The 14,889-nt window shown below is 60.6% G+C and carries 13 protein-coding genes; 3 read left to right on the forward strand and 10 right to left on the reverse strand.

Translation table 11 applies throughout. The features are described from left to right. Window positions 1-80: 80 nt before the first annotated feature. From IC609_RS08485 to IC609_RS08515, 7 genes are all read right to left on the reverse strand, one after another. Window positions 81-1,931 carry a polysaccharide deacetylase family protein gene (locus IC609_RS08485; protein WP_191819077.1) on the reverse strand — a complete coding sequence of 617 codons (1,851 nt, stop codon included), beginning with the start codon at window positions 1,929-1,931 and terminating at the stop codon, window positions 81-83. Further along, entirely contained in the window at window positions 1,928-2,674 is a 747-nt protein-coding gene (locus IC609_RS08490) for a hypothetical protein (protein ID WP_191819078.1), read from the reverse strand. The genes IC609_RS08485 and IC609_RS08490 overlap by 4 nt, the downstream gene beginning before the upstream one ends. 74 nt (window positions 2,675-2,748) lie before the next feature. Continuing rightward, window positions 2,749-3,564, reverse strand: a complete 816-nt coding sequence (locus IC609_RS08495) for a YaiO family outer membrane beta-barrel protein (protein WP_191819079.1) — start codon at window positions 3,562-3,564, stop codon at window positions 2,749-2,751. 10 nt (window positions 3,565-3,574) lie between these two features. Continuing rightward, entirely contained in the window at window positions 3,575-4,714 is a 1,140-nt protein-coding gene (wecB, locus tag IC609_RS08500) for a non-hydrolyzing UDP-N-acetylglucosamine 2-epimerase (protein WP_191819080.1), read from the reverse strand. Next, complete coding sequence (locus tag IC609_RS08505) at window positions 4,711-5,664, reverse strand: hypothetical protein (protein ID WP_191819081.1); 954 nt, start codon at window positions 5,662-5,664, stop codon at window positions 4,711-4,713. The genes wecB and IC609_RS08505 overlap by 4 nt, the downstream gene beginning before the upstream one ends. Continuing rightward, the gene (locus IC609_RS08510; RefSeq protein ID WP_191819082.1) at window positions 5,661-6,410 is read right to left on the reverse strand and encodes a bactofilin family protein; all 750 of its coding nucleotides are present in this window, start codon (window positions 6,408-6,410) and stop codon (window positions 5,661-5,663) included. The genes IC609_RS08505 and IC609_RS08510 overlap by 4 nt, the downstream gene beginning before the upstream one ends. Next, window positions 6,407-7,780, reverse strand: coding sequence for a glycosyltransferase (locus IC609_RS08515; protein ID WP_191819083.1), 1,374 nt, complete (start codon window positions 7,778-7,780; stop codon window positions 6,407-6,409). Before IC609_RS08515 ends, IC609_RS08510 begins: the two co-directional genes overlap by 4 nt. A 199-nt stretch (window positions 7,781-7,979) precedes the next feature. Between IC609_RS08515 and IC609_RS08520 the strand changes: the two genes are divergently transcribed. The 3 genes from IC609_RS08520 to IC609_RS08530 all read left to right on the forward strand — a co-directional run bounded on the left by IC609_RS08520 (window position 7,980) and on the right by IC609_RS08530 (window position 13,052). After that, entirely contained in the window at window positions 7,980-10,244 is a 2,265-nt protein-coding gene (locus tag IC609_RS08520; protein WP_191819084.1) for a polysaccharide deacetylase family protein, read from the forward strand. A 351-nt stretch (window positions 10,245-10,595) separates the two neighbouring features. Then, entirely contained in the window at window positions 10,596-11,993 is a 1,398-nt protein-coding gene (locus tag IC609_RS08525) for a helix-turn-helix domain-containing protein (RefSeq protein WP_191819085.1), read from the forward strand. A gap of 57 nt (window positions 11,994-12,050) precedes the next feature. Further along, complete coding sequence (locus IC609_RS08530; protein WP_191819086.1) at window positions 12,051-13,052, forward strand: aldo/keto reductase; 1,002 nt, start codon at window positions 12,051-12,053, stop codon at window positions 13,050-13,052. A gap of 5 nt (window positions 13,053-13,057) precedes the next feature. Here IC609_RS08530 and IC609_RS08535 read toward each other — a convergent pair whose 3' ends face one another. The 3 genes from IC609_RS08535 to IC609_RS08545 all read right to left on the reverse strand — a co-directional run bounded on the left by IC609_RS08535 (window position 13,058) and on the right by IC609_RS08545 (window position 14,885). Continuing rightward, a complete protein-coding gene (locus IC609_RS08535) occupies window positions 13,058-13,438 on the reverse strand; it encodes a BLUF domain-containing protein (RefSeq protein WP_191819087.1) in 381 nt (126 codons plus the stop codon). Window positions 13,439-13,537: 99 nt separating this feature from the next. Then, window positions 13,538-14,176, reverse strand: a complete 639-nt coding sequence (gene maiA, locus IC609_RS08540; RefSeq protein WP_191819088.1) for a maleylacetoacetate isomerase — start codon at window positions 14,174-14,176, stop codon at window positions 13,538-13,540. 7 nt (window positions 14,177-14,183) lie between these two features. Beyond that, complete coding sequence (locus IC609_RS08545; protein WP_191819089.1) at window positions 14,184-14,885, reverse strand: fumarylacetoacetate hydrolase family protein; 702 nt, start codon at window positions 14,883-14,885, stop codon at window positions 14,184-14,186. Window positions 14,886-14,889: the final 4 nt, after the last annotated feature.

A 14,889-nucleotide genomic window follows, 5' to 3' on the forward strand; every position in this document is an offset into this window, starting at 1 on the left:
AGGTGAAACCTCAATATCTCGCAAAGGCGTCGCTGTGTTGGTGCGGTGGCAGACGCATGCTGCGCGTTGGAAGCCTGCATTCAGGGGCCATCTGTCCACGCCATCTGAAGGATCTGGCAGTCGCCCGCAATGACCAGCCACCGGCCCTCGCGTTCGAGAACGCGTCCGGTCCCCTGGGTGATCAGCGGTGCAGCCTGGAGGCGGCCTTGGGGGATCTGCCAGGTCATTTGATCCAGTGTGCTGTCGCTGCTGGCTGTGATGGTGTTCAGGCGTGTGCTGGCATTGCGGCGGAACTGCCACTCGGCCGTCATTCGCTGGTTCTGGAAGTCTGAAAGTTCGCCCATGCTGTACCAGCGAAATCGGCCTTGCTGCTGCAATTCTTGGGCGCTGGTGTTCAAAGTCTCGAGGGTGTGTTTGTAGGCTTTGGAAATGGGGGGGTGAAAGTAAAAAAGTCGGGCGATACCCTCGCGGCTCACATGCACCAGCAAGTCTTCGATGAATTCAGTGATTTCACTTTCCTGGATCTGGTGCGTACTCAACTCGTCCATGGTGGCGATTTGTTTGAAGTTCGAGATGGGAAAAGTCCACAGGCGTGTGGCGCTTGAGCGCCGGCCCTGGATGTAGGAACGTGTTGGGCCCAGTCCTGTATCAGAGGTCGAGTAATAGGCTTTGAATGCGTGTGCGCTGAGCCAATCGGTGACCCAGTCAGGTTGGTTGCCCATGGGAGCCGAATAACTGATGACCCGCTCACCGATGGCCAGACTGACCGCTTCGTGGTTCAGACGCAAAAAAGGTTCAAACCGATCCCGGTTGTCTTGCGTGACGCCGTAACCAAAGATGTTGTGGATCCATCCTCCGTGGTTGCCGATCTCATGTCCCTTGGCATGCTGCCTTTGGAGGAAACCCTGCATCCAGGGGTTGTGGGGCAGGTCGATCCCCAGGTGGTCGCCTGGGGCGTAGGCGTCCGGTCCGGCCGTGATGTGGATGGCGTAGGGGCCTTGATCGAACCATCCGGATTGTTCGAGCGCCTCGAGATGGTTTTGTGCGGCATTAGAGTCCACGTGCAGGTTCAACACCATCCCTCCCTGGGCTCCTGGTGTGCTGGCCAGGGTGGGTTGTCGCACCATGGTCACGGCAAAGTGCGACAGCAAACGGTGCAGCAAATAGCTGTCTGTCTGTGTTTTCAGGTAGCCCAGCGGCAAGTTGGCAAACAGCACGGCACCTTGGCCAAACGGGTGTGTTGCCACAACGGTATCGCCTTGCGCTGACTTCACCAATGTGTCGCCGCCCTCAAGTGCTTGTGTGCGAAAGTGGCTGTAGTTGAGTGTCTTGTAACCATAGGTCGTGAGTTCACCCCAAGCGGATGCACCACGGTCTGCGAAGTCGAGTTTTCCAGGTTGTATGGCCAGCGCCTTTTCGGCCATGCGTGAGACATACACCGGTCCTTGGGCCGTGGTGTCATCACCCATTTGGTCGTAAAGGGCATAAGCGCTACCCACAAGTGCAGACAGCCTGGACTGGGGCGCCGCATAAGTGCCTTGTTGCGGGTTGAGCAAGGCTGCATCAAATGCCACCAGCAGGTGCCCACCTTTTTGAACATATTGGTAAAGCGCAGCGACCAGCACGTCGGAGGCCTGCCGATGCACGGTGTCGGGCAAGACCACACCCGCCAGCACCTGGTGGTTGGCCAGCGCCTTCACAAAAACATCATCGGTCATGGTTTGGAGGGCAATCCCTTCTTCCCGCGCCGCGTCCAGCCAGGCGTGCGTGGCGGGATGGCTGGATGCTTTGGCGTCGGGCAGCAGCAAGACCACGCCCGCATCGACGGCGGCAGGGCCGCTGCTGGCCTGCCGCTGTGTGATGGCCCAGCTGGTCAGGGCTGCAGCGGCCATCAGACCGGACAGCAGCCAAGTACGGATCGTCAGGGTCATGGTGCCTCTCCAATTGCCTTGACTGGCATCGGCAAGCTGCTGGCCAGCCAGGCATAGAGCGCGATGAACACCCAAAGGTCAAAGAGTGTGCCGAAAGACAGAAACAGGATTGGCATGAACAAAGCCGATCCATGGGCCAGCAGCCAGGCATGCAGCAACACCTTGTGTGGCAGCATGCACGCAAAGTAGGCCAGTATCCCCAGGGGGACGAGGATTTTTTGTGTGCGTGAGGGTGTCAAAATGCCCCAGCCCAAGGCCAGCATGGGACCTGTGGCCAGCATCAGTCCGAAGCCCATGTCGAGCAATGCGTGCATGTGCTGGTTCACGGTGTACGGAAAGTGTGCGGGTGAAACCAAGAAAAAAATGCAAGCCGTGGCCTGGATCAGGCACAGCGCGCGGAGGATGACTTTCAGTGGGTGAAAACGATCACTGAAAAAAAAGGTGATCGTCCAGAGACCGATCAGCCCCAGCCAGGTCCACGCCAAGGTCTGGCTGGAGGGCATGAAGGTGCCGTCGAATGGCGTGTCCCAGAAGCGGCCATGACGTGTGTCCATGGCAAAGCTGTGGATGGGCAGCTCCAGTCGGGCAGACCACAGTGCGATCACCCGGGTCCACCAGTGCATCAGTTGGGGTTTGAGCATCAACACAGCGAGCAGCGGCAGACTGGACAACAGCGTCCATTCAAGCAACAGCGCTGCGACGCGATGGCGTTGGCTCAGCCCAGTGGGTCGGTCGGGTGCCATGGTCGGCCCCTGTGGTACAGCAGCCGTGAAATCCGCCGCCTGAGTGGTGTTTTGTCGTTTCAAGGGCAGGCTGCTCATCGGAAGTCCTTGAAAACGGCCAGACTCAAACCGTTGCGGTCGTAATAAGGGTTGTGGTAGTTGTCCACGGTGACTTTGACACCCCAGTCCATACCGAGCCAGTGCTGGAGGGTCAGCGTTTTCTGCCGGCTCGCAAACTGGGAGATGGAGCGGGCATCGCCCAGAGACTGGTAGCCCTCTTGTCCCCACCCATACCGGCCCGTGATCTGGGTTTTCTGGTGGCTTCCCCAGGTGAGGGCCATGAAATACTGCTGGGTCACGATGCTGCCGGGTTGGCTTTTCGTGCGTTTGGCTTGGGCTTGAACAACCCAGGGCGGGCCAAAGTAATACGTCAGTCCCATGCTGGCGTTGTCGTCCTGGTGCCCGTCAGGTGCACGGTAACGCCCCAGACCCAGGCTGCCCACCATTTGCCGTTCATCGAGAAATTTTCGATGGATGAAACCATCCACCCTGTACCTGGGCAAGTAAGGTGCGCCATCACCCGCGCCCACATTCAAGGCGCCATACCAGTCAGGAGAGAACACCCAGGTGTCGCCCAGGCCCAGGTAGTTGCCGTTCTCATTGAAACGATTCATGTTGATGGCTTCGGCGCTCAATTGGTGATGGCCCCATTGGTAAATGCCACGCAAACCGAATTCGCGCCATCGGTCATAGCCAGCGCTCAGCTGGTTCTGGTCTTCATAGATCTGCATGCTGTGCAGTCCCTTGTGCTCAGGGGAGGGCTCCACCAATTGCGCATGGACGGTGCCGCCAGAGACCAGCAGCAAGGCAGTGGTGAGCTGAGACCAGAGATGGAGGTGTGTGTTTTTCATGGTGTGCCAGTCAATGCATGCGGGTCAGGATGTCTGCAATCCTCTGGGACGACTGGCCGTCGCCAAACGGACTTTGGCTCAATTGCATGGATTGGTAGGTGGCCTTGTCGTTCAGAAGCTTCGATGCGTGTTCGACGATGCAGTCAGGGTCGGTGCCGACCAGCCAGGCCCCGCCAGCATCGACCAGTTCTTGTCGCTCCGTGCTTTCACGTGTGATCAGCACAGGCCTTCGGAGGGCCGAAGCTTCTTCCTGTATGCCGCCCGAGTCGGTCAATGTGAAATGGCAATGTGCCAGCAGGCTGATCAGCGATGGGTAGTTCAGCGGCTCGGTCAGGCACAAACGGTTGCGGCATTCGGCGGACAGTGCGTTGCATGCCGTGTGGATGTCTTGGCGCACATCCGGATTGGGGTGCATGGGCCAGACCACCACCAGATCGTGGTGGCGCTTCAACAGTTCCCCAACAGCAGAGGCGATCAGCCGGATGGGTTGGCCCCAGTTTTCGCGTCGGTGGGCCGTGACCAGCAGCAACCGGGCTGGCAAGTGTTTGGCCAGGAACTGCAAAGCATCCGGTGCCAGCCCGGGATCCGGTTGCTCATGCAGCATGCGGCGCTTGACCCACAGTGCGGTGTCGATCACGGTGTTGCCGACTTCATGGATCTGATGCGCCGGGATGCCTTCATGCAGCAGATTGGCCGTGGCCTTTGGTGTGGGCGGAAAGTGCCAGCTCGCCAGTCTGCCGATGAGTTCCCGGTTTTTTTCTTCAGGGAAGGGTTCGGGCAGTCCTGTGCGCAAGCCCGCCTCGATGTGTGCAACTGGGATGTGACGAAAGTAGCCGACCATGGCGCCCACCAAGGCGCTGGCCGTGTCGCCCTGGACCAGCACCACATCAGGTTGGGCCCGTGCCACTTGTTCGTCCATGCCCTGCATCAATTCGGCCGTCAGGTGAGACAAGGTCGGCACCTTGCGCTCGATGTGCATGTTGTAGTCGGGCGTCATGTCGAAAAAGCGGTAAAGAGCCTGCGCCATGCCGTCATGCTGTCCGGTGTGCAGAACCCGAACGGTCTGGCCCCGTTCTTTGAGGGTCCGGTACACCGGCGCCATCTTGATGATTTCTGGGCGCGTGCCCATGCAGGCAAGGTAAGAGGTCATGAACAGTCTTTCTGAGGCAATGCAGCATCGTTGGGGGAGGGGAGAATCTGTGCGACCACTTCGTCAGTGACCGTCCAGTGCGCGCTGTGGCGCAGGGGCAAGGCGTGCTGTTGCCAGCACTGCACGGTCTGCAGATCGCCGCGCTCCCAGGCGGTTAGGGCGATCAAGCCCCAAGGGAAGTCGCTGGCCATCTGGCTGAGCCAGCGGTGGCGGTGTTGTGCCATCCATCGCTTGTAAAAAGCCGATGCTCCACCGGGAATGGCAGGAAACTTCAGCAGCAGTGGGTACATCTGTGCCGTGGCGTCCGGGTAAAAAACCGCCATGGGGTGCGGGTGCGTCGCCTGGGTGCTGACCCGATACACCTGCAGCGCCTCATCCCAGAACGTGTCCTGGATGGCCTGCGCCAGTGCTGGGCTTGGCTGGGTTGACCAGATTTCGAGGTTGTCCATCAGCAGGCTGTGGGGGATGTCGCGCGACACCCTGTAAATTCCGGATCTGGGGTCTTGGAGCGCCCGCAAGGCCTGCTGGGTCCGTTTTTTCAGGATGGCCAGGTGCGGGGTTTTCAGTTGCTGGACAGGCACCGTTTTCAAGAAGGCCAGCCACAAGGCCAGCGAGGCATCTTCGGCATCGGCCGACTTGCATTGCGCCCAGCCCAGACCTGTTTTGCAGTAGCGCCCCAGCTGCCCTGTGGCCAGGTGGTGTGTGGCCAGCCAGTGGGTCCACAGAGGGGCCAGATGGGCAATGTCGAGCCCATGCGCTTTGGCCAGCAACAGGGCCTGCAAGGCGAAATAGGGGTCGACCGTGTCGCCCCCGTGCTGCACGGTGATGGCCCCAGTGTTGTCCATGTAGCCATTCAGATTCAATGCTTTGCTCTGACCCAGACCGGGGATGCTCAAGGCCAGGCAGAGGGTGAGCTGGGTCCAAAAGCCTGGCATGGTTCCGACGTTCATGTCACGTTCCCGCATGTGCGGGCCCAGATCGATCCATGGACCCGGACGCCGGATGCGGTGGTGATGTGCTCTGCGCTGACGCTGGTGGCTTGCTGTGCTTGGCCCAGCACAACAGCGTTTCCGAGGGACAGGTGGTTTTCACAGACCACAGGCCCTTGCACCCTGCAATGGTTGTCCAGCGCCATGTTTTTCTCGCCCACGACGGCGCCAGTGACCACGGTGCGTGGCGCCAGTCGGATGTCACCATGGGCCTTGATGTCGCCTTCGATCAGGCAGTCAGGCTCAACCGACAAGGCGCCCGTGACCACCAGCGGACCCTTGAGGCGGTGGGCAGCAGGTATACGGCAGTCGCCCTCTACCCGCCAGCCATGGCCCCAGGCAGTGGCATGGGGCAGGTGATGCAGGTCGACGTGGCGTGCCTCAGAGGTGTGGGGGGGCGCGTCAGCGAAGCCAGAATGCATCTCACCAAAATCGATGCGCGGTGCAGCGAGCTTTACAAAATGGCTGCCTGGCAAGGCCTCGATGCTTTCGGTGGCTTCGATCAGTGGGCGCATGGGCATGTCGGCGGTCAGCCGGAAGTGCGGTACGGCCAGCAATTCGGCAGAAATTGCCTGGGGTGTCAGTGACAGTGCGTCGCTGTCCTGAGGCCGCAGCCATTCCTTCCAAGCTGGGTAGAGAGGCGCCAGCAGCAGCGCGGTGGTCACGGCCAGAAAAAGTCCGGCCCAGAGGGCGGGGTCATGGGTCATGGCGCCACCTGCGCTTGGTAACGAACGGTTTTGTGCCAGACCAGCTCCTGCCCTGTGAGACGGTCATGGATGCACGAAGCCAGTGCAGTGGAAATGACGGGAAGGGTACCCAGAAAATTCAACAGCTGGATCGGCAGCAAGCGAATGCGGTCCCGGTGGCCGTCCACCAGCACGGCGTAGGCCATTTGCAAAAAGGCGGCAAACCCGCCCATGACGGCGTAGCCCATGAGCACGGGCGCAGGGATGAAAAGCGTCACCGCTTCTGCCGCGTCCAGGTAATACAGTGTGATGGCCAAAAGCCAGCCCAGCACAAGCAGGGGTTGCATCAGGAAAATGTGCAACAGCAGCCAACCATCGATCCGCTCTCGTGACGTCACGAAAGGGCTGCGCAGCAGGGCCCAGGCTTGCCTCATCAGCACCTGGTTGTGCCCTTTGGCCCAACGGTGAACCTGACGCAAGCGAACGAACCATTCTTCCGGCACCTCTTCGTGGCAGGCTGCAGCGTTGTTGTAGACCGTCTTCCAGCCGGCAATCAGCAGCCTGAATGTGATGTCGGTGTCTTCGGCCAAAACGTCGTCGCTCCAACCTCCGACGGCCTGCACGGCAGACAGCCGAACACCCCCCACGGTGCCGCCATACTGGGGCACGGCGCGCAGGTTCATGCGCGCCTGTTGATCGACCTGGTAGCCTGCCGAGCGCTCCATGTCGAGCAGGCGTGTGAGCAGGTTTTTGCCCACATTGCGCGGCACCACGCGGCCCATGACCGCACCGACTTCTGGGTCGAAGAACGGCGCCACCAGCTGCCGGATCAGCGCTGACCCAGGGGTGTAGTCGGCATCGAAAATGACCGCGATGTCGCCTGCGGCATGCGCCATGGCGTCTTTGAGTGCAGCGGCTTTGCCAGCTTTACCCTGGGCGCGGTGAAAAGCCTCGATGCGCCCTGGCCAAGTCTGGACAAACGCATCCACAATGCTGGCGGTCTGATCGCTGGAGCGGTCGTTGACCACCACCACCTTGATGCGTTCCTGAGGGTAGTCCGATGCGAGCAAGGCGTTCAAATTGCTGGCGATGACTTTCTCTTCGTTGTGGGCTGCCACGAAGACCGTCACCATTGGCCAGGCGGCCTGATCGATGCCGGCATAGGGGTAACGGTGGGTGCCAAACACCCGATTGAGGGAATAGACGCATTGCCGCGCGCCGTAGACCATCATGACCACCACCACAAGGGCCAGCGCGGCCGACAGCAGCACACTGCCTGGGCGCTGCGCCCATTCGTGCTGCCATGCCTGGGTTTGTGCAAGTGCCTGCAATGGCCATGTCTGCAAGGCCACACAACAGGGCAGAAGGCCGGCATGTCGATTCAGTCGCATGGAAAACTCATCGGTGAAGGAGAGGTCATCTTCCTGGCCTCCGTGATGGCGTTCAGGACGAAAACGCACACTCCACCCCCCAGGGTGTGCTGGCATACATGGGCTTGGCCAGCATGGTCCACTGCCGAACAGTCGGTGGGCGAGCTTTTTTTTACATTGACCCTTCGCCTGTTTTGGTGATCAGGCAAGGAGTGTGGTGATGAACAAAGCGCGTGGTTTCTTTCAATTCTTTCGGATGTTCGGTCTGGTGGTCAGCATGGCGATGACCCTCTGCGGGTTTGGGTCCCAGCCGGCACTCGCTGCTGTGTCCGATCCGGGTGTCCTGTTGCTTTTGCTGCCCGATGGGCAGGATGTGAGGGATCCGAAAGTGATGGCCTGGATGGACGCGGCGAATGAAGAGGGCGTTCGCATCCAGCCTGTGATGGACACGGCTTTCATGGGCATGGGGGCCAGCGCGCTGGGCTATGCAGGCTTGGTCTTGCCGGACAGCCTGCATGCGGTGGCCAGTGACAGTCTGATCGCGGCCATCCAGAATTACACGGTGGCCGGCGGCAAGACGCTGCTGGTCTTCGACTTCGGTGCGCTGACGCTGTCGGGCAATGTGCCGGTCTATCCGGTGCCCAAATCCCGTTTGAGCAGCTTGGCCGGGGTGGATTACATCCTCTACGACCAGTTGCGCGACAACACCACGGGTCTCGGCCCCATCACGGCATTGCGCAGCACATTGCGGTCTCTGTTGGTGCCGCCAGGCAAGTCGATGGCTTGGGCTGGCGTGGCGGGGGCGACCAGCCCCTTGGCTTCGGGTTCCACACTCGGCAACGTGTCGGTCTCGCCATCCACAGATCCATCGGTCAGCCCGTTGCTGAGTGCCAGTGGCGTGACAGACCGCTCGGCCCTGTATTTGCCCGTCAGCATGCAGGACCCAGGGGGGGCACGTGGCTTTGATCCTCAGCAATACGCCAGCTTGCCTTATGCGGGCAGTGCGCTTGCAGGTGTGGGCAGGCGACTGGCCAGCAGCACACGCATAGACCTCGGTCGGGCCATGCGAGGCGCCCCCCTGGTGGGGGTGACGACAACAGCACTGTCGCCCTCCAGCAGCTCGCCCCTGGCATCGACCGCCTTGCTCTCTGAAGCTGATCCGACGGAGAGCTACTCGGGTTACCTGCTGGGCGCCTTGATGTACTCCAGTTATGTGACGCAAGGCAACTTTGGCCAGTTGGCAGGGCAGAAGGTGTTGGTGACTTCCCCTCAGTTCGGCTTGGTCGCGGGCATCAACCCGGTTGGGGCTGGGCAGGTGATGTTTGTGAATTTGCCATTGACCTACCTGAAAGGCCGAACCGATGCCTTGCCGATGCACGGTTTTTTGCATTACTTCACGCGGCAGGTGGTGGGCATGGCGCATTTGTCACCCATGCCCAATGGGGTGGGTGGTTTGACATTGGACTGGCATCTGGATTCGATGGCGGCCCAGACCCCCACACAGAACCTCATCAAGCTCAATGTGTTCAACAACCCGGCCGCCGTTTTTTCGATCGACATGACCGCCGGGCCCGATGCCATCGTGCCGGGAGATTTGCTGGGTTGGAACCTGACCGCGAACAAGACAGCGCGGCAACTGCTCAAGGGCTTTGATGCCCAGGGCCACAGTGTGGGGGCGCATGGTGGCTGGATCCATGACTATTACGGTACCCAGGTGACCGAGACCAATCAGCTTGTCAGCACAGGTGGCGCATGTGTCAACGCCGCCGCCAAGCTGGACAATTTCCAGCAATGCCTGGTCTTGAACCGGCAAGCGGTCGATGGCGTGGTGGGGCACCCCTCGCGCAGCTACTCGGCGCCCGAGGGCAATAACCCTGTGTGGGCCATGAACTGGTTGGAGCAGCAAGGCGTGGTGGCCACTTATTTTGGGGGGCACACCGGATTGGGGGCCACACGGCAATACCGGGACGGGCAGCTTCTCAATCCCAAAATTTGGGTTTTTCCCGTGACGCCTCAAGGGCTGTACGCCACCTTTGAAGAGTTTCAGGCGTATGGTGTGCCCCAGGCCGATGTGCTTGACTGGTACAAGAGCCTGATTGATTTCAGTCTGGAGCAAAACACCAGTCGCATGGTTTATGCACACCCTCCTGGTGCGGAGCTGTGGAGTTCGGTGCTCATCGACATGTTGGCCTATGCCAAAGCCAAAAATGCGCAATTTGCCTGGTACACGATGCCCAGGTTGGCAGATTTCATGACCCGGCGCTTGTCGGTGACTTGGTCGCAAGCCAAGGATGCGGCAACAGGTGTGACGGTTTTCACCGCGACACATCCTCTGAGTTTGTCGGAGATGGTCTGGCGTCTGCCCAAGTGGCGCTTTGCCAATGCACCGCGCATTGTGAGTGGCAAGGCCACGGTGGATGGCACCCATGCCGAGTACTGGCTGGTCAAGGCCGGTGCCGGAACGCGGCTCGTGTTTCGGGCTTGAGTGGCCCCTGGCCGCCTCGGGGTGAGCCAAAGGGTGTAGTCCTTCTGACAGGTCTGAGCTGATCCTTAGATCAATGGACGTCAAGCGGGTTGGCCCTCAGCATAGGCCTCCTGGCTGCTTGAATTTTTCGGCAGTGTTTCAAGGAGTTTGTATGCATCCACAACCATCGCTGTTTCCCTTCATGACTTCACGGCCTTTGATCAGCCCGCAGGAGCTGCGGGCGCTGCTGTCGGGTGATGCCCTGCACGGTGACGAAGACCAGACGCCTCTCTTTTGCAAACTTTCGTCGCTGCCGGAGGCAGCACAGCCTGGCGCCGACGGTGTTGGCATCTGCACAGGAAAGGCATGAGCATGGCCTACCCTGTTGAAAAAAGCGCTCGTCAGAATGGCATCCTGGCGGCCCTGCCCATCTCGGATTACGTGGACATCGCCGATGCGCTGGAGTCTGTCGACCTGGTGGCTGGGCAAGTGATCGATGAGCCCGGTGCGGTTCAAGGGTTCGTCTATTTCCCGGTCTCTTGCACGGCTTCGCTCGTGTCGAGCACGCAGGAGGGTGAAATGTCTGAGTTGGCCATCACGGGGCATGAAGGCCTGGTGGGGGTGGCTGCCGTGTTGGGGATGCCCTCAGTGAACCACCACTCGATCGTCATGTGTGACGGGCAGGCCTACCGCATGTCTGCCCATGCCTTCGCGTTGGCGATGGGGCAGTCTCCGTCTTTGCGCCGCTTGACACTGCGCTATGTTCAGGCCTTGATGAGTCAGATGGCGCAAAGCATTGTGTGCAGCCGGCACCACTCGGTGTTGCAGCGCTTGAGTTTCTGGCTGCTGTTCAATCAGGACCGATCGGCATCCGATCAGTTGAAGGTGACCCATGAAACCGTGGCCCACATGCTGGGTGTGCGGCGCGAGTCGATCACTCAGGCGGCGGGCCAGCTGCAGTCCTCGGGCTGGATCCGCACCAGCCGGGGCAAAATTTTCATTGAAAACCCCAGTGGCTTGAGCAGCCGCGCTTGTGAGTGCTATGGGCTGGTCAAAGCCGAGTACGAACGGTTGCAGCAGCCCGTCTCGTCAGACGCGGATGGTGCCCAGGCTTGGATGACCGATGGGCACGACCCGCTGCACCGCGATCACCCAACCGATGGGGCCAGCCTGCACGGAGGGTCGGATCGAAAATACGCCGACATCTATGACTTCGCGCCGGTGGGTTTGTTGTCGCTTGATTCGGCGGGCCAGATACTGGAGCTGAACATGGCGGGAGCCATCTTGCTGGGGATCCAGCGCTCGCAATGCGCACGCCATGCCTTCACCGAGTTCCTCACCAATGCTGCCCAAGGCGATTTTCTGGCTTTCCATGCAGAGGTGATGAGCGGCAAGTGCCGAAGGCACTGTGAACTGACGCTGCAGGCTACGCCCCAGCGGCCCTTGATGGTGGTGCGCGTCCACGCCACGGTGGACGAAGAAGGGCTTGAAAACCGCATGGTCATGTTTGACATCACAGAGCAAGTACAGCAAGCGCACGCTTTGGCCGAGCGCGAGCGCGAGCAGCGGTCTTTGCTGGAGCATTTGCCTGGCGTGTTCTGGATCAAGGACGAGTTGGGGCGTTTTGTCGCGGTCAATCACCTGGCTGGGCGCAGCGCACCGGCTGCGCCAGGAGGCTCGCCAACGCAGGTGCCGACCGTTGACGGGGCTCGCCACTACGGTGCAGCCCATGGCGCTGAAGCCGCCCGGTCTGCCACGTTCAAAAACTGATCCGAGGAGGCTCTCATCGAGCGCATGCGATGGTGATTTTCGGCATAAGATGCGGCCATGAAAAACAGAGCACTTGGCCCCTTCAACGTCAGCGCCATTGGCCTGGGCTGCATGAATCTCAGCCACGCCTATGGTGCCCCGGTTTCACGTGAACAAGGTGAGCGTGTGTTGCTCGCGGCGTTGGACGCCGGGGTGACGCACTTTGACACAGCGGCCCTCTATGGTTTTGGTGTCAACGAAACCCTGGTGGGGCAGGTCATGAAGCCGCATCGCCAGAAATTCACCCTGGCCAGCAAATGCGGCATGCAGGGGGTGGACAAGGGCGATGGCACCAAAGTGCGCGTGATCGATGGCCGCCCTGAAACCCTCAAGAAGACTTGCGAGGACGCACTGCGCCGTTTGCAGACCGAGGTGATCGATTTGTATTACCTGCACCGTTGGGACAAGCAGGTGCCTATCGAGGACAGCGTGGGCGCTTTGAGCGATCTGGTGCGTCAAGGCAAGATTCAGGCGATTGGCTTGTCGGAGGTGTCGGCCACCACTTTGCGCAGGGCGCATGCGGTGCACCCGATCGCGGCGGTGCAGACCGAGTATTCGCTGTGGACACGCAACCCCGAAATCGCCGTGCTGCAGGCCTGCCGCGACTTGGGGGTGAGTTTTGTGGCCTTCAGTCCGGTGGCACGGGGCTTTTTGTGCGGACCGCTAGACATCGCCGGTTTCGATGCCAAGGACATTCGCCGCAGCATGCCGCGTTTTGCCCCCGAGCACCATGCGGCCAACCTCAGACTTTTACCGGCCTACAACGCCCTGGCGCATGAAGCGGGCTGCACACCCTCCCAATTGGCGCTCGCCTGGTTGCTGCACCAGGGGCAAGACATCCTGCCGATCCCGGGCACCACCTCGGTCGAGCACCTGCTGGACGATCTGGGGGCTGTGGATGTGCAGCTGGAGGCCTATCTGCTGACCCGTCTGGGGGCGCTGATCAACCAGCACACCGTGTCAGGCGACCGCTACAACGCGCAGGCCAACAGCGAAGTCGATACCGAGACCTTTGCCTGAATGGCTCAGGCCGCAGCGCAGCGCTGTGCCGCTTCGTTCATGCCGCCATGGTCCACTGGGAAGAAGCCGGGGATGTTGTATTTGTTGAAGTGTGCGTAGCTTGAAAAAGCCATGCTCCATTCGGCAAAACGCCGTTCGGTCAATGGACCACGCGACAGCAGTTCGATGTTGTAGTGGCGCTCGTCGCGCTGCAGGCTTTGCCAGAGGCTTTCGATCGATGCGGACGGGCCTTCAATGCATTGCACAAACACCTCTTCGGTGTAGAGCAGGTGCCCGGTGATGCCCAAGCGCTTGTTTTTTTCGCGGCACAGGCTCAGGAGGTTGAACAAGTGCAGGCTACCCAGCTTGTGGGTGGCTTGTGAACGGTAAACAAGGCGCTCTAACACGGACGGCTCTCAGGCTGGCAATCAAACAGCTGGATTATCCGCAGTCAGATTGATTGAAACTGACAGCACGGGCTACGCTGTCAGTCGCCTGCGGGCCGTTCAGTTGGCGTCAGGCTGGGCCGTCGGGGCGGCTTTCTGGAAGGCTTCGAGCGCGTTGCAGGCTGCATCAATGGCGCTGATGAGGGGCCAGCGTGCCATGTCCACCTTGAAGCGGCGGGCGCTTTCCACCTGCGGAATCAAATACACATCGGCCAGGGTCGGTGTGTCGCCAAAGCTGAAATGGCCACGCCGGGTGTCGGCCGCGATCAGCGCCTCGTAGGCGTCAAACCCGGCGCTGATCCAGGTGGCACACCAGGCGTTGATGGTGTTTTCGTTAGCACCGAATTGTTGGCGCAGCGTTTGCAACACGCGCCGGTTGTTGAGGGGATGAATGTCGCAGCCGACCAACGCCGCCAGCGCGCGCACGCGTGCGCGGTCGTCCACGCCTGCCGGAAGCAGGGCGGGGGTCGGATGTTTTTCTTCCAGCCACTCGATGATGGCCGGCGACTGGATCAGCACCTGCTCGCCGGTGTCGAGCGCGGGGACCATTTGCTGGGGGTTGACCGATTTGAAGGCATCGCCTTGCTGTTCATCCACGCGCAAGTCCACGGCCACATAGTCCGTGGCGATACCTTTGAGGTTGAGCGCAATGCGCAGGCGGTGCGAGGTGCCGCTTCGGAAGAAGTTGTAGAGTTTCATGGCCCTATTATTCCGCAGCGCCAATCGTCAGCGCGACTTCAGCCACGCCCTCGACCCGGCCGGTGATCCTGTCGCCGGGCACCACGGCGCCCACGCCTTCGGGCGTGCCGGTATAGATCAGGTCACCGGGCTGCAGGTGGTAGTAGGTCGACAGATCGGCGATGATTTCGCGGATGTTCCAGATCAGCTTGTTCACGTCAGACGACTGCTGGGTGACACCGTTGACTTCGAGGGCAATCGCGCCGTTGTCAATCACCACGCCGGGCATGGGCACGATCTCGGAGCAGACCGAGCCTTGTTCGATGTCCTTGCCCGTGTCCCAGGGGCGGCCCTTGTCTCGCGCCACCAGTTGCAGGTCGCGGCGTGTCATGTCCAGGCCTGCGGCGTAGCCATACACCAGTTCATGGGCGTTGGCCTCGCTCACCCGGAAGCCTGTTTTGCCAATGGCCAGCACCAGCTCCATTTCGAAGTGGTAGTTGTTCGTGCGCGGTGGGTAGGCCACGACCTGGCCGCTCTCCACCAGGGTCTGTGGCGACTTGGTGAAGTAAAAGGCCTGCTCAACGCTCTTGTCGACAGGGCGGCCCATCTCGACGGCATGGGCATGGTAATTGCGGCCGACGCAGAAGATGCGGTTGATCGGGAAGCGTTCGGTTTGACCACGGATGGGCAGGGATTGGACGGCGGGGGGATTGAAGATGTAAGAGGTCATGGGT

Source organism: Limnohabitans radicicola (assembly GCF_014837235.1).
GTDB classification, from domain to species: domain Bacteria; phylum Pseudomonadota; class Gammaproteobacteria; order Burkholderiales; family Burkholderiaceae_C; genus Limnohabitans_A; species Limnohabitans_A radicicola.